The 24,549-nt window shown below is 68.6% G+C and carries 17 protein-coding genes and 1 tRNA gene; 7 read left to right on the top strand and 11 right to left on the bottom strand.

Annotation, left to right across the window (positions count from 1 at the left end):
- Positions 1–12 precede the first annotated feature (12 nt).
- The 3 genes from ACWPXE_RS28855 to ACWPXE_RS28845 all read right to left on the bottom strand — a co-directional run bounded on the left by ACWPXE_RS28855 (position 13) and on the right by ACWPXE_RS28845 (position 4,882).
- On the bottom strand, positions 13–2,262 hold the full coding sequence (locus ACWPXE_RS28855; protein ID WP_454020581.1) for a TonB-dependent receptor: 2,250 nt from the start codon (positions 2,260–2,262) through the stop codon (positions 13–15).
- Between the two features lie 214 nt (positions 2,263–2,476).
- Positions 2,477–2,890: a DUF2946 family protein gene (locus ACWPXE_RS28850; RefSeq protein ID WP_454020580.1), complete on the bottom strand. Its 414-nt coding sequence runs from the start codon at positions 2,888–2,890 to the stop codon at positions 2,477–2,479.
- Positions 2,891–3,004: 114 nt separating this feature from the next.
- The gene (locus tag ACWPXE_RS28845; protein ID WP_454020579.1) at positions 3,005–4,882 is read right to left on the bottom strand and encodes an ATP-binding protein; all 1,878 of its coding nucleotides are present in this window, start codon (positions 4,880–4,882) and stop codon (positions 3,005–3,007) included.
- Positions 4,883–5,079: 197 nt separating this feature from the next.
- On the opposite strand from ACWPXE_RS28845, the gene ACWPXE_RS28840 reads away from it, so the two are divergent.
- Together ACWPXE_RS28840 and ACWPXE_RS28835 are read left to right on the top strand one after the other, a co-directional pair.
- Positions 5,080–6,099, top strand: coding sequence for a chemotaxis protein CheB (locus ACWPXE_RS28840; RefSeq protein ID WP_454020578.1), 1,020 nt, complete (start codon positions 5,080–5,082; stop codon positions 6,097–6,099).
- 46 nt (positions 6,100–6,145) lie between these two features.
- Positions 6,146–7,156 (top strand): chemotaxis protein CheB, encoded by a 1,011-nt coding sequence (locus ACWPXE_RS28835; protein ID WP_454020577.1) that lies wholly within the window; start codon positions 6,146–6,148, stop codon positions 7,154–7,156.
- A 7-nt stretch (positions 7,157–7,163) separates the two neighbouring features.
- Here the strand turns inward: ACWPXE_RS28835 and ACWPXE_RS28830 are convergent, their stop codons facing one another.
- The 3 genes from ACWPXE_RS28830 to ACWPXE_RS28820 form a co-directional block, all read right to left on the bottom strand.
- Positions 7,164–9,440 (bottom strand): CheR family methyltransferase, encoded by a 2,277-nt coding sequence (locus tag ACWPXE_RS28830; RefSeq protein ID WP_454020576.1) that lies wholly within the window; start codon positions 9,438–9,440, stop codon positions 7,164–7,166.
- 1 nt (position 9,441) lies between these two features.
- Positions 9,442–12,354 (bottom strand): DNA polymerase I, encoded by a 2,913-nt coding sequence (gene polA / locus ACWPXE_RS28825; protein WP_454020575.1) that lies wholly within the window; start codon positions 12,352–12,354, stop codon positions 9,442–9,444.
- A gap of 100 nt (positions 12,355–12,454) precedes the next feature.
- Positions 12,455–13,117 carry a DUF6766 family protein gene (locus ACWPXE_RS28820; protein ID WP_454020574.1) on the bottom strand — a complete coding sequence of 221 codons (663 nt, stop codon included), beginning with the start codon at positions 13,115–13,117 and terminating at the stop codon, positions 12,455–12,457.
- Positions 13,118–13,269: 152 nt separating this feature from the next.
- Here ACWPXE_RS28820 and ACWPXE_RS28815 point away from each other — a divergent pair, with 152 nt between their 5' ends.
- Complete coding sequence (locus ACWPXE_RS28815) at positions 13,270–13,803, top strand: hypothetical protein (RefSeq protein ID WP_454020573.1); 534 nt, start codon at positions 13,270–13,272, stop codon at positions 13,801–13,803.
- An 84-nt stretch (positions 13,804–13,887) separates the two neighbouring features.
- On the opposite strand, the gene ACWPXE_RS28810 is transcribed toward ACWPXE_RS28815, so the two are convergent.
- The 3 genes from ACWPXE_RS28810 to ACWPXE_RS28800 form a co-directional block, all read right to left on the bottom strand.
- Positions 13,888–13,964 (bottom strand) — tRNA-Arg (locus ACWPXE_RS28810).
- A gap of 96 nt (positions 13,965–14,060) precedes the next feature.
- Entirely contained in the window at positions 14,061–15,038 is a 978-nt protein-coding gene (locus ACWPXE_RS28805; protein ID WP_454020572.1) for an alpha/beta hydrolase, read from the bottom strand.
- A 13-nt stretch (positions 15,039–15,051) separates the two neighbouring features.
- Positions 15,052–16,080 carry an ABC transporter ATP-binding protein gene (locus ACWPXE_RS28800; protein WP_454020571.1) on the bottom strand — a complete coding sequence of 343 codons (1,029 nt, stop codon included), beginning with the start codon at positions 16,078–16,080 and terminating at the stop codon, positions 15,052–15,054.
- A gap of 171 nt (positions 16,081–16,251) precedes the next feature.
- Here ACWPXE_RS28800 and ACWPXE_RS28795 point away from each other — a divergent pair, with 171 nt between their 5' ends.
- Positions 16,252–16,443: a zinc-finger domain-containing protein gene (locus ACWPXE_RS28795; protein WP_079285642.1), complete on the top strand. Its 192-nt coding sequence runs from the start codon at positions 16,252–16,254 to the stop codon at positions 16,441–16,443.
- A gap of 339 nt (positions 16,444–16,782) precedes the next feature.
- Complete coding sequence (locus tag ACWPXE_RS28790; protein WP_454020570.1) at positions 16,783–18,846, top strand: putative bifunctional diguanylate cyclase/phosphodiesterase; 2,064 nt, start codon at positions 16,783–16,785, stop codon at positions 18,844–18,846.
- 55 nt (positions 18,847–18,901) lie between these two features.
- Here ACWPXE_RS28790 and ACWPXE_RS28785 read toward each other — a convergent pair whose 3' ends face one another.
- Entirely contained in the window at positions 18,902–19,498 is a 597-nt protein-coding gene (locus ACWPXE_RS28785; RefSeq protein WP_454020569.1) for a PDC sensor domain-containing protein, read from the bottom strand.
- Between the two features lie 185 nt (positions 19,499–19,683).
- A complete protein-coding gene (locus ACWPXE_RS28780; protein WP_454020568.1) occupies positions 19,684–20,826 on the bottom strand; it encodes a c-type cytochrome in 1,143 nt (380 codons plus the stop codon).
- A 150-nt stretch (positions 20,827–20,976) separates the two neighbouring features.
- Between ACWPXE_RS28780 and coxB the strand changes: the two genes are divergently transcribed.
- Both coxB and ctaD read left to right on the top strand, forming a co-directional pair.
- The gene (gene coxB / locus ACWPXE_RS28775; RefSeq protein WP_454020567.1) at positions 20,977–22,014 is read left to right on the top strand and encodes a cytochrome c oxidase subunit II; all 1,038 of its coding nucleotides are present in this window, start codon (positions 20,977–20,979) and stop codon (positions 22,012–22,014) included.
- Complete coding sequence (gene ctaD / locus ACWPXE_RS28770; RefSeq protein ID WP_454020566.1) at positions 22,011–24,542, top strand: cytochrome c oxidase subunit I; 2,532 nt, start codon at positions 22,011–22,013, stop codon at positions 24,540–24,542. Before coxB ends, ctaD begins: the two co-directional genes overlap by 4 nt.
- Positions 24,543–24,549: the final 7 nt, after the last annotated feature.

The following is a 24,549-nucleotide window of genomic DNA, read 5'->3' as shown; positions in this document are numbered from 1 at the left end:
AGCCGGCCTCCATCAGAAGGCCATGGTCAGGCCGAGGTTGAAGGACCGGCCCATGCCGGCCAGCGCGCCGACCGGCTGGCGGTTGCCGCTGGCGCGGAAATCGCCGTAATCGACGCCGCCCAGCGGCAGGTAATAGTGGGCGTCGAACAGGTTCTCGATCCCGACGTCGGCGCGCAGGTTGCCCCAGACGTAGCTGGTGCGCAGGTTGACCAGGGCGTAGCTGGGGGTTTCCGGCTCGTTCCGCCCGGGATCGACCAGGAACTTGCGCCCGACCATCTGGAACTCCAGGACGCTGCTCCAGTCGCCCAGCCGGTGGCCGAGGTCGATCGTCCCGTTCAACGGCATGATGTGGTAGAGGTCGCGCCCGGTGTCGAGGTTGCGGCCGCGGACGTAGCTGACCACGGCGCCCACCGTGAACTCGCCCAGCCGCTCGTCCTGATGGACGATGCTGCGGCCTTCGGCGTTGATGCCATACAGCTCGGCGGTGTGGTTGGCGAAGCGCAGCTGGACGAAGCCGTTCGACAGGGTGCCGATGCGGTCGGCGTCGATGAAGTTCTCGACGTGCGAATAATAGGGCGTGACCTTGACCGACCAGCGCTTGGCCTCGGCGTCCTGCCAGGCGGCGGTGGCGCCGACCGTGTAGGCGGTTTCCGGTTTCAGGTCCGGGTTGCCGACATAGCCGTTGGCGTCGCCGTACCAGCCGATCATGGTGGAGGACATGCCCCCGGTGCCCCAGGCGAACCGCTCATACAGGTTGGGCGAGCGGGTCTTGCGGGCGAAGCCCAGCTCGTAGCGTTCCGACGCGGACGGCGCGAAACGGAGCAGCGCCGTGGCGTCGACGTTCGCGTCCGTCTTGGAGCGATCACCTTGGTTGAAGGCCGTGGCCGCCGCGGCGTCCGGGTTCGCCATGCCCATACCCATGCCCATCATGCCGGTGCGGATCGGGTTGGCCCAGGAGTAGGGCTGGACCGGTCCGTTCTCCATCCACACCACATCGTTGCGCACGCCGAGCAGCGAGGTCCAGGCCGGGGTCCAGCGCTTCTCCCATTCCGCGAAGGTGCCCAGACGGTCGCGCCGCGCGTCGTTCAGGTTCACGAAGGTCAGCGGCGACATCATCGCCGCCCCGGCCACCGGCGGCCACCAGTCGTCGATGCGGTAGCGGACCAGCTCGTTGCCGACGCGCAGCGTGTCCTGCACCGACAGCGGCACCTCCGCCGAGACGGCGTAGCCCATCTCGTGCGAGTCCGTGTTCATCGGCATGCCGCCGTGGTCGGCGCCGCCCTTGTCGTGCAGGAAGTTCATGGCGTGGACGGTGCGCTGCCAGAAGGCCCGGCCGTCCAGCGTGCCCCAGTCGAATTCACCTTTGTAATGGCCGTTCAGGGTGGTGCCGCGGTTCAGCGTCATGTCCATCCGCTGGTTCGCGAAACCGGAGTAGGGCGAATACTGGTAGCCGCCGGACAGAGTGATCTCGTGCCCATCCTTGCGCGCGCTGGCCGACAGCGCGTGGTTCTGCACGTTGTAGAGGGTGGAGCGGACCTTGTCCCCGTTGCCGTTCTCGTGGTCGTCCGCACGGCTCCAGGCGCCGGTGTAGCGCAGGCTGAACCGCTCGGTCGCCGCGGTGGTGGTGCCGGACAGGGTGGTGCCGTTGCCGTTCGACCGGTAGACGGTGGACAGGCTGCCCTCGCCATGGATGGGCTCGCCGGGCTGGGCGTAGACGGGGGGCTTGCTGGTCACCGCGACGGTGCCGGCGATGCTGTCGCCGCCCTTGCTGACCGGGGTGACGCCGGCGATGGCCTCGATGGCGCCGATGACGGCGGGGTCGGCGTAGGACAGCGGCGCGTTCATGTGGTTGGCGCAGGCGGCGGTCATCGGCATGCCGTCGACCTGGACGCGCACGCGGTCGTCGGCCAGCCCGTTCAGCGCCGGCAGGCTGGAGAAGCCGCCCGCGCTGTAGAGCGACATGCCCGGCAGGCTGCGCAGCAGCGCCGCGGCGTCCGCGCTGGCGATCTTGCGGCTGGCGATCTCGGCGGCGTCGAGCGTGCCGGCGCCGAGCGGCCGGGACAGGCCCTTCTCCGGCACCGTGGCGGCGGGTGCCGTCTCCGTCTCGACCGGGACGGCGGGAAGGGCCTGCGGGGTCTGGCCTCGGGCCGGCGCTGCGCTCAGTGCGGCGAGGACCGCCGTCAGAAGGGCGGTGGAGGCGAGAAGGCGGTTGGACAAGCGGGGGGCGTTCGCCGCAGACGCGGCGGTGGACAGGCGAATCATCGGGTGCTCGTTCTCGAATCGGACGAGGGAAGATCGACGCAGCCTTGCCGTCCCGCCCGGTCATCGATCCGCGCGACAATCGGCGCAAGGGGTCGGGACCGGCGGGTTGCGGTGCGGCGGCTGGCGTGAGGGATGGGGTGGGCGCGGCCGGAAGGGCCGCGCCGCCGGGCTCAGCAGCCGGGCGCGGCGATCACAGGGCGCGTGCCGAGGGTGGTCAGACGAGGGCCGGGGGTGCTCGGGCCTTCAGCCGCGACAGGAACCAGCCGGCGGCGATGTGCTGGCCGGGCAGCCCGATGGAGCTGTGGGCGACGACGGAGACCGGCAGCACCAGGGTCAGAAGCGGCGGCGGCGCGGTGAGGCCGGCGACCAGACCGCAGACCGGGCAGTCCTCGCCCATGGACAGCATGGGCTTGCTGTCCGGAAGCAGGGATTCAGGAGGAGGGCCGTCGGGGAGGGCGATGGAGGCCATGCCCTGCGGCGTGCAGATCATGACCGTTTCGCCGGTCGCGGCGTTGGCCACCGGAATCAGGAAGGCCCAGCCGAGAAGCTGCAGAAGCAAAGCGACCCCGCCCGCCATCACGGCGGCGCGGCCCAGCCTGCGTCCAACGCTTCCAAACAAAGCCGGCATGTCCCGGGCGAACCCCTTATCCGAGTAAGGGGATAGGCTAATCGGGCTAAGCCGAAGGAACAAGGGACTATTGGTCGCACCCCCGCGTCGGCGCGCAACCTCAGGAGGGCAAAATCAAGATGGCAGAACCTCGCCCAGCGCCCCAGCCAGATCCGCAGGCAGCACCGGCTTGTGCAGCAGGCGGCAGCCGAGCGACATGGCCTCGCGCAGCCGTTCCGGGGCGGTGTCGCCGGTGATGATGATGCCCGGCACCGGCCAGCGCTGGCGCACCAGCTCGACCACCGAGCGTCCGGAGTCGCCGCCCGGCAGACGGTAGTCGGTCAGCACCACATGGGGGCGCCGCAGGCCGGGCAGCGCCGCGGCCAGCTCCCCCGCCGAGGACACGGCGACCACGCGCAGGCCCCAGCGTTTCAGCATCATGGTCATGCTGCGGCGGACCTGCTCGTCGTCCTCCACCAGCAGCACCGTGCGCCCTTTCAGCCGCGGCTCCCGGTTGGCGACCGGAACCACCGCGGCGCCGGCCTCCGGCTTGCGGGCGTAGGGCACCGTCACCGAAAAGACCGAACCCGAGCCGACCCGCGAGCGCAGCGCCACCTCCGTCCCCAGCAGGCGGGCGAGGCGCGACACGATGGACAGGCCCAGCCCGAAGCCCTGGGTGGCGTTGCGCTCCGGGTTGTTGAGCTGGCGGAATTCCTCGAAGATGGCCTCGCGAGCGTCCTCAGGGATGCCAGGCCCGTTGTCCCACACCTGGAACTCCACCCCGTCCGCCCGGCGGCGGCAGCCGACCAGCACGCGCCCCTTGGCGTCCGTACCATTGGGATGGCCGTGCGCGATGGCGTTGGACAGCAGGTTGCGCAGCAGCCGTTCCAGCAGATGAGGATCGGTGGACACCGCAAGGCGGCTGGGCCGACAGCGCAGCTCGATGGACGACGCCTCGGCCACGCCGCGGAACTCCTCGGCCAGACGGGTCATCAGCGCCGCGGGCGAGAAGTCGCTGACCGATACCTCGATGACGCCGGCCTCCAGCCGGGACAAGTCGAGAAGGCCGCTCAGCATGCCGTTCAGGCTGTCGATGGACGCCTTCAGCCGGTTGAGCGATTCCTGGGCGATCGGGTCAGAGCCGACCGACCCGAGCAGGACATGGGCGTAGAGGGCCGCCGCCTGGATCGGCTGGCGCAGGTCGTGGCTGGCCGCGGCGAGGAACTTGGTCTTGGCCCGGTTCGCCGCCTCCGCCGTCTCCTTCGCTTGCTTGAGCTGCTCCTGCGTCCGCTTCCGCTCGGTCACGTCGCGGAAGATCACGGCGATGCGGCGCTGCTCGGGGGCGCCGACCTTGAAGACGTAGAAGCTGAGCCATTTCTCCAGCGGCGCGGCGTACAGCTCCGTCCGCGTCGATTCTCCGTCGCGCGCTGCGCGGCCGAACACCTCGTACCAGTAATCCTCGAAGGCCGGGCTGATCTCGCGCAGCCGCCGCCCGACGTAATCCTCCCCGGTCATGCGCCGCGCCGCGGGGTTCATCTCCAGATACAGCACGTCCACCGGCCGGTCGCCGTCGAACAGGACGTCGGCGAGGAGGAACCCCTCGTCCATCGCCTCGAACAGGGTGCGGAACCGCCGCTCGCTCTCGGTGAGTTGGGCCGTGCGCTCCTCGACCCGCTGTTCCAGAGCGGCGTTGGCCTCCTCCAACTCCTCGGTGAGGACCTGAAGCTCCTCGTAGGAGGTCTGGAGTTCTTCCGACAAATGGTTTTCGTCCCGGCGGAGCGTGTTCAAGCGCTGGTCGGAATCCGCCAGGGCGTCGAGCAGTTCCGCTCGGCGCGTTTCCGACGCGGTGAGGCGTTCGCGCAACGCGGCGATCTCATGCCGCTGCGCGGTCATCTCCTCTTCGAGCTGAATCCGGTCGGCCGCGAGAAGGCGGGCTTCCTCCTGCGCGTCCTCCGCCGTCACCAGGGCTTGTTCCAGGCTCCGGTCCAGCTCCGCGACGCGCTCGCGCAACACTTCGCGCTCGGACTCGCTAGTCTCGTTCCCCGCACGGATGGATGCCGATCTTCCCAAGCCCTCCCCCCTCGCTGGGAACGAATGATTGCACAGACCGCACAACACTGCGCGCGTGGAAAAGTTATAGGACCAAAGCCGGAATTTCCTGGTCAACGCGCTGTTGTCACAACGCATGTATAAACTGTTGTTTCCGATCCATGGATAAGAGGGACATCCTGGCCATCGGAGCTTCCGCTGGTGGGATCACCGCCCTGCGGAGGCTGTTCGCGGCGATGCCGCACGATGTGACAGCCACGGTCTTCGTCGTTCAGCACATCGGCGCCACCCACAGCGTGCTGCCGGTCCTGCTGTCGCGCGCCGGCTGGCTTCCCGCCTTCCATCCCGAGGATGGGGAGCCGGTGCGGGAGGGCTGGATCCACGTCGCCCCGCCCGATCACCATCTGCTTGTCAAGGACGGCTGCGCGCTGGTGCGCCGCGGCGCGCGGGAGAACCGTTGCCGCCCGGCCATCGACCCGCTGTTCCGGTCGGTGGCGGTCGCCTATGGCGTGCGGGCGGTGGGGCTGATCCTGACCGGCACGCTGGACGACGGGACCGCCGGGCTGCGCGCCGTGAAGCGCTGCGGCGGGCTGGCGATGGTGCAGGACCCGGACGATGCCGAATGGCCGGACATGCCGCGCAACGCCATGCGGCATGTCTCCGTGGACGCCTGCGTTCCGCTGTCCGACCTTCCGGGGCTGCTGGCCCGCTGGCTGGCCGAACCGTGCGGCCCGCCGGTGCCGGTTCCCGACGACATCGCGAGGGAGGCGCGCGTTCCGGAGAACGAGTTCGACGCGGTGCCGGAACTCACCGCCTCCGTCGGCAAGCCGAGCACGCTGAGCTGCCCCGATTGCGGCGGCAATCTGGTGGAGATCGAGGATGGGCCGCTGCTGCGCTTCCGCTGCAAGGTCGGCCACGCCTACGGCCCCGCGGCGCTGGCGGAGGCGCATCGGGAGTCGATCGAGCAGGCCATCTGGGTGGCCCTGCGCACCCATCAGGACCGCGCCATCATGTTCCGGCGCTTGGCCGAGCGGGCCCGCGAGCATGGTCACGCCGCCGTCGAGGCCAACTGGACCCGGTCGGCGCAGGAGGCCGAGCGGACCGTGGCGATGCTGAAGGAGGTGTTGTCGAGACAGGGGCAGGAATTGGCGGGCAGTCTGGCCGACGAAGGAGAGGATTGATGGAACCGCCTCCAGCCGGTGCCGAACGGGCAAAGGCTGGGCCCCCATGACGGACGGCGCCCTGATCGTGGTCGGCGCGTCGGCGGGCGGGTTGGAGGCGCTGGAAACCCTGGTTCGCGAGTTGCCGACCGATCTGCCGGCGGCGGTGTGCGTCGTCCTGCACATCGGCGATCGGCCGAGTTCGGCGCCGTCGATCCTCGACCGGGCCGGGTCGCTTCCGGCCAGCCACGCCACCGACCGGGAGCCGCTCCGCGCCGGCTGCATCTATGTGGCGCCGCCGGGTTGCCATCTGGTGGTGGAACCGCCCGGGCGCCTTCGCCTGTTGCGCGGACCGCGCGAGAACAGCACCCGGCCCGCCGCCGATCCGCTGTTCCGGTCCGCCGCGCGGGCCTATGGCCCCAAGGTCATCGGGGTGGTGCTGTCGGGTGGGTTGAACGACGGCACCGCGGGCCTTGCCGAGATCAAGCGGCGGGGCGGCATCGCCGTGGTGCAGGACCCCGCGGACGCGCGGCATCCCGGCATGCCGCGCAGCGCGCTCGACCACGTCGCGGTCGACCACTGCGTGCCGGCGGCGGCCATGGGCGCGCTGCTCGCCCGCTTGGCCGCGGACCGCGTTCCGGCTGCAACGCGGCCTGTGGCATCCAAGGTGGCATCCATGGAGGCGCCTATGGAAGGCATGTACAAACTGGAAACGCCGTCCGCCCTGACCTGCCCGGATTGCGGAGGGGCGCTCCGGGAAACCAAGGTGGACACGCTGCCCTATTTCACCTGCCACATCGGCCATCGCTACGGCGCCGACAGCATGGAGGAGGCGCAGCTCCACATGGTGGAGCAGGCGTTCGAGGTGGCGTTGCGGGCCTTGAACGAACGCGCCGCCCTGTGCCAACGCTTGGCCGAGACGGCGCAGGGCGTGGGGCAGGCGCTGTCCGCCAAGCGGTGGGACGAGGCCGGGCGCGAGGCGCGCGAGCGTGCGGAGGTGCTGATCCGCTTCCTGGGTGAGGAGTGGGTTCGCCCATCCATTTCCCCCGGAAACGGCGGCGCGCCCGACCGGTTCTGACCGTCTCCTACTCCACCACCGCCTTTTCGCCTCCGTCAGCGCCGAGACGCTGGCGTTCGGTGGTGTCGTGCACGATGGCGACGAGGATCGGCGGCTGTTCCCCGCCGAAATGCTGAAGGCAGACCTCGACCGGATGGGGGCCGCGGTGACTGCCCCGCATCACCGTCTCGAAGACCACCTCCTGCTTGTCGCCCGAGAGAAGGGGCGCCACAAGCGCCCGGAAACGCTCCGCCGGCACCTCGGGCATCAGGTCGTGGACGGCCAGTTGCTTCAGATGCTCCAGCTTGTAGCCCAGCTTGGTCTCGGCTCCGCGGTTCACCAGCAGGAAATGGAAGTTGGACGGGTCCAGGAAATAGACCTCGTTCAGGGATTCGCCGATGATTCGCCCAAGATAGCCGGCAAAGGCTTCGGTCCGGGTCTGTTCGGTCACGTCCTCGATGATCAGGACGATGCCGCGGGCCTCCCGCGCCTCGTACAGCAGCGGGGAGAGCCGGACCCGGCAGGCAACCGCGCGGCCGCGCCGGTCCACGGCGTTGAGCATGACGGGTCCCTGCGGCGCCTCGCTGTGCAGGACCCTCTCCAGGTCGAGGCGGAGCCGGTGCACCGGCAGGCCGATGTCGAGGTCGGGGAAATGTTCGCCCTGCACCTCCTCGGCGCGCAGGCCCCACATGTTCTCGCCCCAGCGGTTCCAGGAGCGCACGCGCAAATCCTGGTCCAGAACGATGATGCCCACGTCCATGCTGCGCAGGATCGATTCCGAGTAGCGGCAGAACTCCCCGGACTCCTCGCCCTGGCGGCGCAGCTCCTCGTTGGCGACCTCCAGCTCCTCGTTCGCGGAGCGCAGCTCCTCGTTCATGGTCTCCAGTTCCTCGTTGGTGGACTGAAGTTCCTCGTTGGTGGTTTCCAACTCCTCGTTGGTGGACTGGAGCTCCTCGTTGGTCGTCTCCAACTCCTCGTTGGAGCTTTGCAGCTCCTCGATCGTCGTCTCCAGGCTTTCCTGGGCGGCTTCCAGCTCCTGCTGCACCTGGAAATGCCGGCTGGTGTCGGTGAAGCCGAGCAGCGTGGCGAAGGGCTTGCCGTCACGCCCGTAAAGCAGGGAGATTTCGATGGTCAGGCGCATCGGCTCGCCCGGCGGCCGGGTGAATTCCTGGTGCTCGATGCGCACCACGCGCCCGGTCTTCTGCACCTCCTCGATGCGCGAGCGCAGCTCCGCCGGGCGATAGGAGATCGACAGGTCCTGGAACGGGCGGCCGATGTCAATCTCGCCCACATCGAGAAGGCGCCGGGCCATGGCGTTGGCGAAGACGAGAATGCCGTCGCCGTTGACCGACAGATAGGCGGTGGCGCTGCTGTCCACGATGCCTTCCATCAGCCGGGTCTGAAAGCTCTGCCGGTGGTTGTTGTGCTCCGGCGCGATGGTCAGGCTGCCGCCCAGGCTGCGCCGCCATTCCTGCGGCACCTTGCGGAAGATGCGGCTCTTCAGATTCACCGGCTCGAACATCTTCGAGCGGGCGAGCTGGGTCTCCGCCTTACCGAGGAACAGGACGCCGTCGTTGGTCAGCGCGTAGTGGAGGCGCGGCAGGACGATGTTCTGGGTGTCGCTTTCCAGATAGATCAGCAGGTTGCGGCAGACCAACAGGTCGATGCGCGAGATCGGGGCGTCGGTCACCAGATTGTGCCGCCCGAAGATCACGCATTTGCGCAGCTCGCGCTGGAAGACGTGGTGGTTGTTGGTGCGCTCGAAATACCGCTCCAGCAGCGGGGACGGCACGCCTTCCACGTCGCGCGGGGAATAGATGGCGTGCCGGGCGATGTTCAGCGCCGCGTCGTCCAGATCGGTGGCGTAGATCTTCACCCGGTTGATGAAGGCGTCCTTGCCCAGTGCCTCCGCGAACAGCATGGCAAGGGAATAGGGCTCCTCCCCCGACGCGCAGCCGGCGCTCCAGATGCGGATGGGGTCGCGGTCGGAACGCTGCGCCAGGATCTGCGGGACCACGTCCTTCCGCAGCACGTCCCACGACTCGGTGTCGCGGAAGAAGGAGGTCACGTTGATCAGCACGGTGTTCAGAAGATGGATGAATTCCTGCGGGTCGGCTTCCAGCAGGCCGTGATAGGCGGCGAAATCCTCGCAGCCGGCATCCTCCATCCGGCGGCGGATGCGCCGTTGCAGGCTGGTGCGCTTATAGCCGCGGAAATCGAGGCCGCGGCTTTCCTGGATGTAGCGGATCAGCGCCTCGAATTCGGGATCGGCGGGTTCCTTGGTGCCGGAATCCTTGCCGGACATCTCAGTGTGCCTCGTCCCAGTTGCCGCCGATGCCGGCCTCCGCCACCAGCGGCACGCCGAGCGTGGCGGCACCCTCCATGACCTGCCGCACCAGGGCGGCGGCGCGTTCGGCCTGATCCTCCGGCGCCTCGAACAGCAGTTCGTCGTGCACCTGCAACAGCATGCGCACGTCGTCGAAGCCGGCTTCCTTCAGGGCGCCGGGCACGCGCGCCATGGCGCGCTTCATGATGTCGGCGGCGGTGCCCTGGATCGGCGCGTTGATCGCCTGCCGTTCCGCGAAGGCGCGGCGGGCGGCGTTCTTGTCGTGGATGCCGGGGATGTAGCAGCGCCGCCCGAACAGAGTCACCACATGGCCGTTCTGGCGGGCGAAGGCCTTGGTCGCCTCCATCCACACCTTCAGCTCGTGGAAGCGCTCGAAATAGGCCTTGATGAAGGCGTTGGCCTCGCCCGGCGCGATGCCGAGCTGGCGGCCCAGCCCGAAGCCGGAAATGCCGTAGATGATGCCAAAGTTGATCGCCTTGGCCTTGCGCCGGATCTCCGAGGTCATCTGGTCCAGCGGCACGCCGAAGACTTGGCTGGCGGTGGCCGCGTGAATGTCGATGCCGTCCTGGAAGGCCTGTTTCAGCGCGGCGATGTCGGCCATCTCGGCGACCAGCCGCAGCTCGATCTGCGAATAGTCGACGGAGATCAGCTTGTGGCCCGGTGCGGCGACGAAGGCACGGCGGATCTTGCGGCCCTCCTCGGTGCGGACCGGGATGTTCTGCAGGTTCGGGTCGGTCGAGGACAGGCGGCCGGTGTTGGTCGCCGCCATGGCGAAGGCGGTGTGCACCCGCTCCGTCCCCTCGACGATCTGGGCCTGGAGCGCGTCCGTGTAGGTGTTCTTCAGCTTGGCGAGCTGGCGCCAGTCGAGCACGCGCTGGGCGATGACGTGGCCCTGCTCCGCCAGTTCCTCCAGCACGCTGGAATCGGTGGAGTAGGCGCCGGTCTTGCCCTTCTTGCCGGTGCCGAGCTTCATCTCGTCGAACAGGATCTCGCCGAGCTGCTTGGGCGAGCCGATGTTGAAGCTGCGCCCGGCGTGCCCGTGCACCTCCTTCTCGATCTCCGCCATGCGGACGGCGAGGTCCTGGGAGAGGCGGGCGAGCGCCGCCCGGTCCACGCGGATGCCGCAGGATTCCATGTCGGCGATCACCGGGACCAGCGGGCGTTCCAGCGTCTCGTAGACGGTGACCATCCGCTCGTCGACCAGCCGCGGCTTCAGCACCCGCCACAGCCGCAGCGTGATGTCGGCGTCCTCCGCTGCATAGGCCAGCGCCTTGTCGAGCGGCACGCGGTCGAAGGTGATCTGGTTCTTCCCGGTGCCGCAGACCTCCTTGTAGGGGATGGTCGTGTGGGCGAGGTGCAGTTCCGCCAGCTCGTCCATGCCGTGGCCGTGGGCGCCGCCCTCCAGCACGTAGGAGATCAGCATGCTGTCGTCGACCGGCGACACGCGCACGCCGTGGCGGGCGAAGAGCTGGTGGTCGAACTTGAAATTGTGCCCGATCTTGAGGATCGCCGGGTCCTCCAGCACCTCCTGCAGCGCTTTCAGCGCGTCCTCCGCCGGGATCTGCTTCGGCGCTTCCGGCGTCTCGAAGGACAGCTCCCCGCTGGCCGCGGCGTTGGGGGCCTGATGGGCCAGGGGGATGTAGCAAGCCAGCCCCGGCTCGGTCGCCAGCGAGATGCCGACCAGAGTCGCCGTGGCGGGGGTCAGCGAGTTGGTCTCGGTGTCCACGGCCAGGATGCCGGTGGTCCGGGCGCGCTCCAGCCAGACGGCCAGGGCGTCAAGGTCCTGCACCAGTTCGTAGCGCTGCTCGACGTCGGTCGGCGGGGCGGGGCGGCTGCGCGGCGCGGCGATCTCCGCCGCCGGGGCGGTGTCGGTGGAAGCGGCGGCCTTGGCCGGGCCGGCGGACGGCGTGGCGGAGGAGGGGACCGCGCCGTCGGCGATGGTTCCGTCCTTGCGCATCTCCGCCTCGACGCGGCTGACGATGGTGCGGAAGCCCTGGGCGCGCAGGAAGTCGATCAGCTTCTGGTGGTCGGGCTCGCGGACCCGCAGCTCCTCCAGCGGCTTCGGCGGCGGAGCATGGTCGTCCAGCAGGACGAGGCGGCGGGAGATCCGCGCCTGCTCGGCGAAGTCGATCAGCTTCTGGCGGCGCGCCGGCTGCTTGATCTCGCCGGCGCGGGCCAGCAGCGATTCCAGGTCGCCGTATTCGGTGATGAGCTGGGCGGCGGTCTTCACGCCGATGCCCGGCACACCCGGCACGTTGTCCACGCTGTCGCCGGCCAGAGCCTGCACGTCCACCACCCGGTCGGGGGCGACGCCGAACTTCTCGAACACCTCGTCGGGGCCGATGGGCTTGTTCTTCAGCGGGTCGAGCATGCGCACGCCGGGGCGGACGAGCTGCATCATGTCCTTGTCGGACGACACGATGGTGACCTCGCGCCCGGCCTCGTTGGCCAGCCGCGCGTATGTGGCGATCAGGTCGTCGGCCTCGTAGCCCTCCAGCTCAAGGCAGGGCAGGCAGAAGGCCTCCGTCGCCTCGCGGATCAGGGCGAACTGGGGCTTCAGCTCCTCCGGCGGCTCGGGGCGGTGGGCCTTGTATTCGGGATAGAACTCGTTGCGGAAGTTCAGCCGCTTCGAATCGAAGACCACCGCCACTGCGGAGGCCTTCAGGTCGGCCAGCAGCTTCAGCAGCATGTTGGAGAAGCCCAGCACCGCGTTCACCGGCGTGCCGTCCGGACGGTTCAGCATCGGCAGGGCGTGGAAGGCCCGGAAGATGAAGCCCGACCCGTCCACCAGATACAGGCCGCTGCCGTCCCCAACGGGCGCGGGGGCTTCGGTGGCGGTCTGGAGCGTGTCGGTGGTCTTTTCGTCGGACATGATGCGGCCTCTTCCCTTTGGGGCGTTACCATGGCCGAAGGCGGCCCGAGAGTCGAGCGCCCGACGCCCCCGAAAAGGCCGGTCGTGAAGGGCCGGGCGGTCAGTCGCCGGTTTGGCGGTTGGGGGCGGCGACCGGCTTGGATTCGGGGGAGCCGCGCTCGCGCAGATAGATGCCGAGCACGACCAGAACCCCCATGGACAGGAACTCGCTCTGCCAGTTCTGGAAGCTCTCGTACCAGAATTCCGGATCGGCGAGGGTTTCGCCCATGGTCCGGATGGGCTGGTGATGCCACGCCGCCTCCTCGTTCGAGCGCCGCGTGCTGCCCGCCAGATGCAGGACGAAGGACATCACGAACAGCGTCACCAGCGCGACGCTGAGCGAGTGGGAGTAGAGCCGCAGCAGCAGGCCGCCCCGGTGCACCGGCCAGGGTGCGTCGGGATCGCCGCGCCGCCGCTCGGGCGCCTCGTCCTCCGGGTTGGCCTCTCCCGGCTTCTTGGATTCCGAGGAGCCCTTCTGGACCAGGATGGCGGTCAGCAGCACATAGACCGACATCTGGAGGAACTCGCTCTCCCAGTTCTCGAAGGTCGCCGACAGGAAATGGCCGGTGGTCAGGTAGTCGAGGAAGCCGACGGGCGGCTGGGCGTGGAGGCGAAGCTCCTCCGCCAGGGCGCGCCATCCGGCCAGCACCTGCCCGACGATCGAGACGAGGAACAGCCCGAACAAGGCAACCGACAGCCCGTTGTCCCGCAGGAAGCGACGCATGTGCTGCACCTTGATTCTGATGCCACGCCCTGGTCCCTCAACGCTTGGCCAAGCAAGAGGTTTCCCCGCCGCTCCCATGCCTCACCAGGAACCTTGAAAGGCGGGGTCCTGTTGATTGGAGGCTCCACACAACAACCTTCGGTCCATTTCCCATGAACCACTCTGTCGCCGGAGCCATCGCCGGGCTGGCCGGCACCGTCGCCATGACGGCGGCCATGCGCGCGATGTTCCGCGCCTTGCCGGAGAAGGACCGTTACCCCTTGCCGCCGCGCCTGATCACGGACCGCGTCGTCGGCCCGACCGGCGTGATGGACGCGATGGATGAGCCGGAGCGCCGCGACCTGACGCTCGCCCTGCATTACGGCTACGGCGCCGCCGCCGGGGCGCTGTATCCGGCGGTCGCGCGTCGGATCGGCGGACCGGCGGTGGCGACGGGGATCGGCTACGGCCTCGCGGTCTGGGGCGCCAGCTATCTCGGCTGGATTCCGGCAATGCGCATCCTGACCCCCGCGACCCGCCATCCGCGCTCCCGCAACAGCCTGATGCTGGCCGCCCATGTGGTGTGGGGAGGGGTGACGGGGGTCGCGGCCGCGTATTTGATGGGAGGGGAAAGCCAGAGCCGAGCCGGTGCGGAGCCGATGGCGGGCGCCCACGAGCATGCCCCTGCTGTCCGGGAGCTGGCGTAGCGCTTCCACAGCGACACGGGGACGCAATCGGAAATGTGAATAAAAAAGGCCTAGCCTGCATTGCGGCTAAGCCTTTGAAATCGCTGGCGGACCCGAATGGATTCGAACCATCGGCCTCTGCCTTCGGAGGGCAGCGCTCTATCCAGCTGAGCTACGGGTCCATCATCAGCGGAGGCGCACCATAGCGAAAAGCCTCGGCCAGTGCAAACACTCCTTTCGACATTTTTTCACACCCCGCCGGGGCCGCCCATCCGTGCTTATTTCGCGGCCAGGAGGCTGCGGTTGCGGTCGGCGCCGCTCGCCAGGGGCTGCTTGGGGTTCTCGATCCAGGTGGCGATGTCGTTGACCACCACCTGACCCTTCAGGTCGCGCAGCAGCATGTGCCAGCCGTCGGGATAGACCGCCACCACATGCCGCCCACCGGATTCGAACTCCTCGACCGCCCGGTTGACGGGGGTCTTCGGCAGCACCTCCTCGTGGGCGCCGTAGAGCACCAGGGAAGGCACCGACAAATGCCCGCAGGCGGCCAGGGCCGTGCCCATCAGGTCGGTCAGCCCCTCCAGCGCATCGACGCGGGAGCCCTTGATGACCAGCGGGTCGCGGCCCAGGGCGCGCAGCATCTCGATGTTGTCGGACGCCTGGATCTTCAGATCCTTCGGCGGGTGCACCACCATCCCCGGAACCGTGTTGTAACTGAGCCACAGCAGCGCCCGCGGGAAGAAGCCCATCGCGTCGCGGCCCCAGACGGCAGGAGCGACCAGAATCGTGCCGTTCACGTCGGGCGGAGCCGCGCTGGTCATGGCCGTCAGCACCACGGCACCGCCCATGCTTTCGCCCATCAGATAGACCGGCAGGCCAGGGTGGCGGGCGTGGATCTGCGAGACGGCCGCCTTGAGGTCGGCTACCAGCGTGTCGGTCCCCGGCCAGATGCCGGTGTTCCGCGTCGCGCCGAAGCCGCGCTGGTCGTAGGCGTAGACGGCGATCCCCCTTGCGGCAAGGCTGCGCCCGGCCCCGTCGAAGGCGTTGGAATAGTCGTTGTAGCCGTGCAGGGCCAGCACCACCGCGCGAGACGTTCCATCCTCGGGCAGCCAGCGGCGCAGCGGCAGTTCGAAGCCGTCGGCGGCGATCAGGGCGCGGTCTGTCAGGGCCGGCTGGGTCACGGGGAGGCCCATCGGCTGGTAGGCCGCGGTGCAGCCGGACAGCAGAAGGCCGATCCCGACGATCAGTTTCGCCATCCGGCCGGCCGCCCTACGCCGCATCGTGCGCGATCTCCTTGCGGGCGTGCGCGCCGCCGGTCAGCTGCAGGAAGATGTCCTCCAGGTCCGACTCCTCGGTACTCAGATCGACCACCCCCAGCCCGGCGCTTGCCAGGGCGGCGAGAATGCCGTCCACCCGCTGGCGGCTCGGCTGGTAGCGGACGATCAGGCGCCGCGGCTCAGCCAGTTCGGCGGTGAAGGCGGACAGTTCCGCCGGCACGGCGTCCAAGTTGCGGTCCACCAGAACGGTCAGCGCCTTGGCGTCCACCCGGCGGAGCAGCGTCGCCGTCGGCTCGCAGGCCACCACCGTGCCATGGTTGATGATGGCGATGGAGTCGCACAGCTCCTGCGCCTCCTCCAGATAATGGGTGGTCAGCAGCACCGTCGAGCCCTCGCGGTTCAGCTTGCGCACATGCTCCCACAACTGGATGCGCAGTTCCACGTCCACGCCGGCGGTCGGCTCGTCCAGCACCAGGACGGGCGGGGTGTGCACCATCGCCTTCGCCACCATCAGACGCCGCTTCATGCCCCCCGACAGCGACCGGGCGTAGGCGTCGGCCTTGTCGCGCAAGCCCACGGCCTCCAGAAGCTCTTCGGTCCGGCGCTCGGCCTTGGGCACGCCGTAGAGGCCGGCCTGAAGCTCCAGCATTTCCCGCGGAGTGAAAAAAGGGTCCATGTTCAGTTCCTGGGGGACCACGCCGATCGACGCCCGCGCTTGGCGCGGATGGGCGTCGATGTCGGTTCCCCAGATCGACACCGTGCCGCCGGTCTTGTTGACCAGACCCGCCATGATGTTGATGAGCGTGGACTTGCCCGCCCCGTTCGGCCCCAGAAGCCCGAACACCGCCCCGCGCGGAATCGCCAGGTCGATGCCCTTAAGAGCTTGTTTCGGGCCGGCCTTTCCGGAGGCCTGGTAGGTCTTGGTGAGGCCGCGCACCTCCACGGCGTATGCGGGGACGGCGTGGGCGGGCAAGGTGGCGGTGGGCAGGGCGGCGGCGTTCAGCGGGTCGTGGGCAACCATGGAATCGAAAGGGCCTTTCCGGTCGTGCCCCTGGTCCGAATCCCCGAGGGCGATCACTGTCCAATCACTTGATCCGTCCGGCGCGTTGGGTATGATCCGACCCCGCGCGCGTGCCTCATTCGGTGGGCATCTTAACGATGGCGTTAACGCGCGTGTGTGTCAAAGCGGAGGATGTCTGCCATGCAGCCAATTGAAACGATTGAAGTCGAAACCCTGACCGTCGGGTGTGACGGCGGCGGCGGCGCGCTCGGCCACCCGCTTGTCTATCTGACGCTGAGCGCCGAGGGGAAGGTCGAATGCCCCTACTGTTCGCGTCACTTCGTCCTGAAGGAAGGCGCCAAGACGGGCACGCACGGGCACTGACCCCGGCGGCGCCTCTTACAGGGCGGAAATGCCACGCGCAGCAAGGGCCGGAGCGATCCGGCCCTTTTTGTTTGCCAATGGTCCGAACCGGTGATTCAGGCCGATTCTGTGGCCTTTCCGCCACCCGGCGCTGTGGCGATGCAACGTCCAGGCGGGATGGGTCATATGCCTCTTTTATTGCAATTGTGAAAAATATAAAACGAACCGCCTTGACGCGCGTCGCGATCCGCCTTCTACTTTTTTGCGGCGCAAAAGAGGCGTCCATCGCAATTGCCCGCTCAGGTCCTCCGCATGCTTTTTCCTGAGGCCAACGCTCTCGCGCCAGATGAGGCCCGGTCCATGAGCCAAGAGACGGAAGAGCAATACAGAAGTATTTTCGAGAACGCGGTCGAAGGTATTTACCAGACCACGGTGGACGGGCGTTATCTGCGGGTCAACCCGGCGCTGGCGCGGATCTACGGCTACCGGTCGCCGGCCGACCTGATCGACAACCTAACGGACATCGCCGGCCAGCTCTACGTCGACCCCGGCAAGCGCGAGGCCTTCGCCCGCCTGATGGCCGAGCGCGATGTGGTGCAGAGCTTCGAGGCGCGGGTCTTCCGCAACGACGGTTCGATCATCTGGATCTCGGAGAACGCGCGCTGCGTGCGCGATCCGCAGGGCCGCATCCGCTACTACGAAGGCACCGTCCAGGACATCACCGAGCGCAAGCAGCACGAGGAGAAGATCCGGCTGCTCGCCACCGTCTTCGACAGCGTGGCCGACGGCATCCTGATCGTGGACCCCGACCTGTCGGTGCAGGCGGTCAACCCGGCCTACGAGGTGATGACCGACTTCCAGCGCGAGGAGCTTCTCCACCGCCCGCTGGTGATCTTCGCCCCTGGCTCGCACGAGCGCGCCTTCATCGAGGACATCTGGCGCACCGCCCGCACCGAAGGGCGCTGGCAGGGCGAGGTGACCAGCTTCCGCCATTCCGGCGACGCCTTCGCGGCCTCGCTGTCGGTCACGGCGGTTCGCGCGCCGGGCGGGGTGCTGGAGCATTACGTGCTGACGCTCGCCGATATCAGCCAGCGCAAGGACCAGGAGCACCAGATCCGCTACCAGGCCAGCTTCGACCGGCTGACCGACCTGCCCAACCGCTGGCTGGTCTGCGAACGGCTGGAGGAGGCCATCGTGCGCGCCCAGCGCATGCGCACCAAGGTCGCCGTGGCCTTCCTCGACCTCAACCGCTTCAAGCAGGTGAACGACACGCTGGGCCACCACGCCGGCGACGACCTGCTGAAGCTGGTGGCCAAGCGGCTGCGCAACTGCACCCGCGTGTCCGACACGGTGGGCCGGCTGGGCGGCGATGAGTTCCTGATCGTGGCCCCCGACGCGGTGGACCGAGCCGCCGGCGCCCGGCTGGTCGAGAAGATCCTCTATTCGATGGGCGAGCCCTTCGCCGTCCACAACCAGGAACTTTTCTGCGGCGCCTCAATCGGCGTGGCTTTCTTCCCCGACGACGGCGAGACGGCGGACCAGCTCCTGCGCAACGCCGACCTCGCCATGTACCACGCCAAGCGCAACCCGGAATGCAAGTTCGTCTTCTACGAGGCGGGCATGCGGGAGCGCACCGGCTTCACGTTGGGGCTGGAAAGCGACCTGCGCCGCGCCGCCGCCACCGGCGAGGAGTTCGCGCTGCATTTCCAGCCCAAGGTGGACATGCCGCAGCGCGGCTCCCACCGGGTGATCGGGGCGGAGGCGCTGATCCGCTGGCACCATCCGGTCCGCGGCCTCGTCAGCCCGGCGGAGTTCATCCCGCTGGCCGAGGAGACCGGCCTGATCTGGGAAATCGGCGCCTGGACCCTGAAGGAGGCCTGCGCCCGGCTGGCCGGCTGGCTGGCGGCGGGGCTGGACATCGCGTCGGTGTCGGTCAACCTGTCGCCGCGCCAGTTCCAAGACGCGCGTCTGGTGACCTTCGTCCGCGACGTGGTGGAGCGCAGCGGCGTGCCGCCGGAGCGGCTGGAGCTGGAGCTGACCGAGGGCGCCATGATCGGCGACATCGAGAAGGCGGTGACCATCCTGCACGGGCTGAAGGGGATCGGCATCCGCCTGTCCATCGACGATTTCGGGACCGGCTATTCCTCGTTGGCCTATCTGAAGCGGTTCCCGATCAACACGCTGAAGATCGACCGCAGCTTCGTCCGCGACATCGTGCAGTCGGCCACCGACCCGGCCATCGTCAACACCATCGTGAATCTGGCCGAGAGCCTGGGCTTCGACACCATCGCCGAGGGAGTGGAGACGGAGGAGCAGGCGGACATGCTGCGCCGCCAGCGCTGCACGCGCATCCAGGGGTTCCTGATCAGCCGCCCGCTGGATGTGGACGCCTTCCAGCGCTTCCTGGTGGAGAACGCCGGGTAGGGCGGCTTCCCGTTGGCGGCCCGGCGGGGATGGGCCGGCGGGAAGCCGCGCCCCGTCAGTTGCCGAGCTTGTTGGTGTCGAGCACGATCATCGCCACGCCGATCTTCTCCTTGCTGGCAGGATCGAGCACGGGAACGCTGACCTCGGTCAGCATGGCGTTCGTCCCGGCGTCCTTCTCCGGGTCGGTCATGTAGAGGTCGGAGCCGCCACTGTAGACCTTCTGCCACTTCGGCTCGTCGCCCTGCCAATAGTCGGAGGTGCCGCCGGTCTGGGCCACGTTCAGGCCGCGGTTGTCCATCAGCAGGATTTCCACGATCCGGCCGTTGCTCTTGTCCGTCACCTCCTTCAGGCGCTTGGTCACGGCGTTGGCGGCGATCTTGTCGTAGGTGGGGTTGGCGGACTTGGCCTTGGCCGCCGCCTTCCAATCGTTGTCCATGGCGTCGATCTTGGCTTGGTCGAGGCCCTTGTTCTGCGCGTTCTGGGCCTTGACGGCGTCGACGACCGCCGGATCGGCGAGCCAGCTCTGGGTCTGCGGGCTCACCGTCTTGCGAACGTTGGCTTCCAGGGCGGGATCGGCGGCGTAGGCCGGCAGCGTGCCGAGCACGGTTAGAAGCGCCGCAGTGGACAGGAGCAGGGAAAAGCGTTTGGACATCGATTCCTCCCATGATTGATCCGCCCACGGGCTGCCTTCGCGGCCTGTGCTCCGTGGGCGCAGAACCATAGGTCCCGCTTCATCCCGCCCGTCAGAGGAATGCATGAATTATTCCGTGAGACGGAAAATCAGCAATCCTAACCATTGTTGTTCTTGAACGGGTGGCGCTTGGTCGAGGGCAAGGTTCAGCGCTCTCCCTCCGTCTCCGCCGTCTGCCGTGGGCGGCTCTGCGCGTAGTGCAGGGATAGGGCGCGGATCTGCTCCTCCGTCAGGTTGCGGACGGCGGCGCCCATGATCCTGGACAGCGGCGTGTCGCCGTGCGCGTCCTTCTGCCAGAGGCGGAGCTGGTCGGCGATGTAGCTCGCGTGCTGGCCGTCGAGGCGGGGGTAGCGCGGGTCGCGGTCCTCGCCATGGCAGCCGGAGCAGGCCGGAACCCCGGTGGCGCGGTCGCCGGAATCGGCGAGCCGGGCGCCCAACTCCAGCAGGGCCGGATCGGCGTCGGCGGGCGGGGGCGGGTAGGGCGCCGCCGTTTGCCCCGCATAGTGGTCAGCCAGGGTGCGCAGGATCGAATCGTCCAGCCCGGCGGCCACCGGCTGCATGATGCCGCTGTGCCGCCCGCCCTCGGCGTAGGCCTTCAGCGCGTGGAAGAGATACTCGGCGTTCTGGCCGGACAGGCGGGGGAAGGCGGCAATGCTGTCCCCGGGGCCGCCCCCGGCTCCGTCATAGCCGTGGCAGCGGGCGCAATTGTCCAGAACCTCGCGGGCGGAGCCGTCCAGCATTTGCAGATCGGCCAGGGCCGAGCGGTCGCCGTCCGGCGGCGTTTCCCCGAAGGCGAGGCGGCGGTATTCCTCGGCGCTCATGCCGTCCAGCCGGCGCAGGAAGGCCGCCACCGCCCAGGGCTCGTCGTCGCGCGCCTGCGCCGGCCAAGCCGGCATGCCGGCGTACTTGATGCCGTTGTAGGTGATCCAATAGAGCTGCTTGTCCGTCCAGTCCCCGGCATGGCCCGGCAGGAAGGGCGGGGTGGGCAGCATGTGGCGCGAGATCGGGTTGCGCCCGACGTCCGGCGCACCGTGGCAGGGGGCGCAGCCGTCCTCGTAATGGCCGGCGCCGCGCCGGATCAGCGCCGGGTCGTCGAGGTCGGGCGGATCGCCCACGAAGGCGGCGTGCGTCTCAATGGAGCTGCGCATCGCCATGCTGAAGAACCAGTGGACCGGTGGCCAGTGCTCCTTGCTGGCGGCGATGCTGTAGAGCCCCGACCAGGCGAACAGGAAGCCCCCCACCGCTTGGGCGCCCAGAACCAGCCCGATGATCGTCAGAACTCTGCGCATGGATGGGACGCTCCGGCTGTTGTGGGTGTTCGTCCCCGAATGAATGCTCCCCTGATGACCGAAGTTCCGGCGGAACCTGCGGCCTTGCCGTGAGTTTAGCCGTGCAACGACGATGCCCGCCGCCGCGGGCCAATGCCGCGAGGGGGGTGCATGGACCGCAGGTCTGGCCGCAGCGAGGGACGCAGACGGAGTTGGCGGGGAGCGGCCCTGGCCGGCGGAATGGGGCTCCTGGCGGCCTGCGAGCGGGGTCCGCAATCCGCGCTCCACCCCGCCGGACGCAACGCCGAGGCGATCCTCGACCTGACGCTGATCCTGGTCGCCGGCGGTGGGGTCATCTTCCTTTTCGTCATGGCGCTGGCGGGTTACGCCGTCATCGCCCGGCCGGAGCGCTTTCCCGGAAGCCGCGCCTGGATCATCGGCGGCGGCCTCGTCTTTCCCATCGTCACGCTGACCGCGCTGCAGGTCTACGAGTTCGCCGTGGCCCGGCAACTGTCGGACACCGGCGGGGTGGAGCCGCTGCGCATCGAGGTCACCGGCTACATGTGGTGGTGGGAAGTCCGCTATCCCGACGTGACGGTGGAGGGCGCCGAGGAGGGGGGTGAGGTGCTGCGCACCGCCAACCGCCTCGTCATCCCGGCCGGGCGCCCGGTGGAGGTGGTGGTGACCGCGGCGGACGTCATCCACAGCTTCTGGGTGCCCAGCCTGGGCGGCAAGATGGACATGATCCCCGGCCACGAGAACCGGCTGATCCTGGTCGGGGAGCGGCCCGGCACCTACCGCGGCCAGTGCGCCGAGTACTGCGGCGCCCAGCACGCGCTGATGGCCTTCGACGTGGTGGTGGAACCGCCCGATCGCTTCGAGGCGTGGCTGGCCGCCGAGCGCCGCCCCACCGCGGAGCCCGACGGGCCGCAGCGGGCCGCCGGGCGCGACGCCTTCCTGCGCTCCGGCTGCGGGTCCTGCCACACGGTGCGCGGGACGCCGGCCAACGGGGCGGCCGGGCCGGACCTGACCCATGTCGGCGGGCGCGGCGCGCTGGCCGCCGGGACGCTGCCCAACACGCCGGAGGCTCTGGCCGGCTGGATCGCCGGGGCGCAGCACATCAAGCCGGAGAACCGCATGCCGTCCTTCCCGATCCTGGGCGGCGACGATCTGCACGCCATCGCCGTTTGGCTGGAGAGCCTGAAATGACCCCGCCGCTCGACGATGCCACCCTGCCCAACCGCCTGCCGCGTCCGAAGGAGGAGCTGGAGGCGCTGAAGCGCGCCTGGAAACCGACCTCCGGCCTCGGCCTGCTGAAGGAGGTGAACAACAACATCATCGGGGTGCTGTACATCGGCACGGCGCTGCTGTTCTTCGTCATCTCGGGCACGCTGGCGCTGGTCATGCGGACGCAGCTCGCCGTGCCGGAAAACGACGTGCTGGGGCACAGCCTCTACAACCAGTTCTTCACCGTGCACGGCACGGGCATGATGTTCCTGTTCGCTGTGCCCATCGTGGAGGCCATCGGCGTCTTCCTGCTGCCCTCCATGCTGGCGGCGCGCGACCTGCCCTTTCCGCGGCTGTCGGCCTTCGCCTTCTGGGCCTATCTGTTCGGCGGGCTGGCCTTCTTCTGCTCGCTGATCTTCGAGGTGGCGCCGGACGGCGGCTGGTTCATGTACCCGCCGCTGACCAGCATGAAGTTCTCCCCCGGCATCAACGCCGATTTCTGGCTGCTCGGGATCGGCTTCATCGAGATATCGGCCATCGCCGGGGCCATCGAGATCATCGTCGGCATCCTGCGCACCCGCCCGCCTGGCATGACGCTGGACAAGATCCCGGTCTATTGCTGGTCGATGCTGGTCATGGCCGGGATGATCGTCTTCGCCTTCCCGGCGGTGATCATCGCGACCGCGCTGTTGGAGATCGAGCGCGCCTTCGACTGGCCCTTCTTCATCGCGGAGCGGGGCGGCGACCCGCTGCTCTGGCAGCACCTGTTCTGGTTCTTTGGCCATCCAGAGGTCTACATCATCTTCCTGCCGGCGGCGGGGCTGGTGTCGATGATGGTGCCGGCACTGGCGCAGCGGCCGCTGATCGGCCACGACTGGGTGGTGGTGGCGCTGGTCGGCACCGGCTTCTTCAGCTTCGGCCTGTGGGTGCACCACATGTTCGCCACCGGCATCCCGCCGCTGAGCCTGAGCTTCTTCTCCGCCGCCAGCATGGCCGTGTCGGTGCCCGCCGGAATCCAGGTCTTCGCCTGGATCGCCACGCTGGGCAAGGGGCGGCTGCAATGGACGGTGGCGACGTGGTTCCTGCTGGGCTTCCTGTTCATCTTCGTGGCCGGCGGCCTGACCGGCGTGATGGTGGCGGTCATCCCCTTCGACTGGCAGGCCCATGACAGCTACTTCGTGGTGGCGCACCTGCATTACGTGCTGATCGGCGGCATGGTCTTCCCGGTCTTCGCCGGGCTGTATCACTGGTGGCCGACGATGAAGGGCACCATGCTGTCGGAGCGGCTGGGGCGCTGGGCCTTCTGGATGATGTTCATCGGCTTCAACGTCGCCTTCTTCCCCATGCATGTCAGCGGCCTGATGGGCATGCCGCGCCGCGTCTACACCTATCCCGGGGATCTGGGCTGGAACGTCCTGAACATGGTCTCGACCGTCGGGGCCTTCGTGATGGCCTTCGGCGTCCTGCTGGTGCTGATCGACATGGCGCGCGACGCCTTCGGCCGGGGCCGCCCGGCGCCGGAGAATCCGTGGAAGGCGGGGACTCTGGAGTGGATTCCGAACGACGACTACGCGACGCGCAGCATCCCGCATGTCCGCTCGCTCTACCCGCTGTGGGACAACCCGAACCTGTCGCGCGAGGTGCAGGAGGGTGCCCACTATCTGCCCGGCGCCCCGACCCGCCGGCGCGAGACCATCGTGACCAGCCCGATCGAGGCCCGGCCCCAGTATCTGATGCCGATGCCCGGCCCGCATTGGAGCCATTTCCTGGCCGGGCTGTTCACCGCCGCCCACTTCATCTGTCTGGCCGTGCAGCTCTACTGGGTGTCGCTGGTGCCGGGGGTGCTGGCCATCGCCTCGATCTTCTGGTGGGTGTGGAGCCTCGACAAGGGCGCCGACCATCCGCCGCAGGACGTCGGCGGCGGCTGGCGGGTGCCGGTCTATCTCCAGGGATCGGAGAACCATTCCTGGTGGGGGACGGCGGTCCTGCTGCTGGTCGACGGGACGGCCTTCGCCTGCCTGTGCTTCACCTACGTCTTCCTGTGGACGGTCAGCCCGGACGTTTGGCCGGTGGGCACCGACTCCCTGCCGGGGCTGGGGTGGCTGTTCGGCGAGGTGGCGCTCTGGATCGTGGCGGCGGGGGCGATGCTGCTGGCGAGCCGCGCCGTTGCCGGCAACCGCTCCTGGGCGATGCGGGGCCTCCTGCTCGCCGGTGTCCTGCTGATGCTGGCCGCCGCGGTGGCCGAGCCCTACAACCGCATCGCCAGCGGTCTCGTGGCGTCGGAGAGCGCCTATGGCGCCATCGTCTACATGCTGGCCTCCTGGCAGGTCTTCCATGTCGTGATCCTGGTCCTGATGACCGGCTTCACGCTGGCGCGCTCCTTCGCCGGGCGGCTGCACGCGCGGCGCCGCGTCACCTTCGACAATGTGATGCTGGTGTGGCTCTACACCTGCGGGCAGGGGATCGTGTCCCTCCTGCTGGTGCATCTGTTTCCGCGTCTGGCCGTGTGAGGTGGAC

It is taken from the genome of Azospirillum sp. Marseille-Q6669, from assembly GCF_965111635.1.
Note: the sequence above shows the minus strand (reverse complement) of the source record. Positions and strands in the feature narration are given on the sequence as shown.

Excerpts from the sequence above, each read along its gene's own strand:
- polA (WP_454020575.1), bottom strand. The coding sequence starts at position 12,354 with ATGTCCGACGAAAAGACCACCGACACGCTCCAGACCGCCACCGAAGCC.
- ACWPXE_RS28780 (WP_454020568.1), bottom strand. The coding sequence starts at position 20,826 with ATGCGCAGAGTTCTGACGATCATCGGGCTGGTTCTGGGCGCCCAAGCG.
- ACWPXE_RS28800 (WP_454020571.1), bottom strand. The coding sequence starts at position 16,080 with ATGGTTGCCCACGACCCGCTGAACGCCGCCGCCCTGCCCACCGCCACC.
- ACWPXE_RS28830 (WP_454020576.1), bottom strand. The coding sequence starts at position 9,440 with ATGTCCGGCAAGGATTCCGGCACCAAGGAACCCGCCGATCCCGAATTC.
- ACWPXE_RS28835 (WP_454020577.1), top strand. The coding sequence starts at position 6,146 with ATGACGGACGGCGCCCTGATCGTGGTCGGCGCGTCGGCGGGCGGGTTG.
- ACWPXE_RS28795 (WP_079285642.1), top strand. The coding sequence starts at position 16,252 with ATGTCTGCCATGCAGCCAATTGAAACGATTGAAGTCGAAACCCTGACC.
- ACWPXE_RS28840 (WP_454020578.1), top strand. The coding sequence starts at position 5,080 with ATGGATAAGAGGGACATCCTGGCCATCGGAGCTTCCGCTGGTGGGATC.
- coxB (WP_454020567.1), top strand. The coding sequence starts at position 20,977 with ATGGACCGCAGGTCTGGCCGCAGCGAGGGACGCAGACGGAGTTGGCGG.
- ACWPXE_RS28855 (WP_454020581.1), bottom strand. The coding sequence starts at position 2,262 with ATGATTCGCCTGTCCACCGCCGCGTCTGCGGCGAACGCCCCCCGCTTG.
- ACWPXE_RS28790 (WP_454020570.1), top strand. The coding sequence starts at position 16,783 with ATGAGCCAAGAGACGGAAGAGCAATACAGAAGTATTTTCGAGAACGCG.
- ACWPXE_RS28820 (WP_454020574.1), bottom strand. The coding sequence starts at position 13,117 with ATGCGTCGCTTCCTGCGGGACAACGGGCTGTCGGTTGCCTTGTTCGGG.
- ACWPXE_RS28815 (WP_454020573.1), top strand. The coding sequence starts at position 13,270 with ATGAACCACTCTGTCGCCGGAGCCATCGCCGGGCTGGCCGGCACCGTC.
- ACWPXE_RS28805 (WP_454020572.1), bottom strand. The coding sequence starts at position 15,038 with ATGGCGAAACTGATCGTCGGGATCGGCCTTCTGCTGTCCGGCTGCACC.
- ctaD (WP_454020566.1), top strand. The coding sequence starts at position 22,011 with ATGACCCCGCCGCTCGACGATGCCACCCTGCCCAACCGCCTGCCGCGT.
- ACWPXE_RS28785 (WP_454020569.1), bottom strand. The coding sequence starts at position 19,498 with ATGTCCAAACGCTTTTCCCTGCTCCTGTCCACTGCGGCGCTTCTAACC.
- ACWPXE_RS28850 (WP_454020580.1), bottom strand. The coding sequence starts at position 2,890 with ATGCCGGCTTTGTTTGGAAGCGTTGGACGCAGGCTGGGCCGCGCCGCC.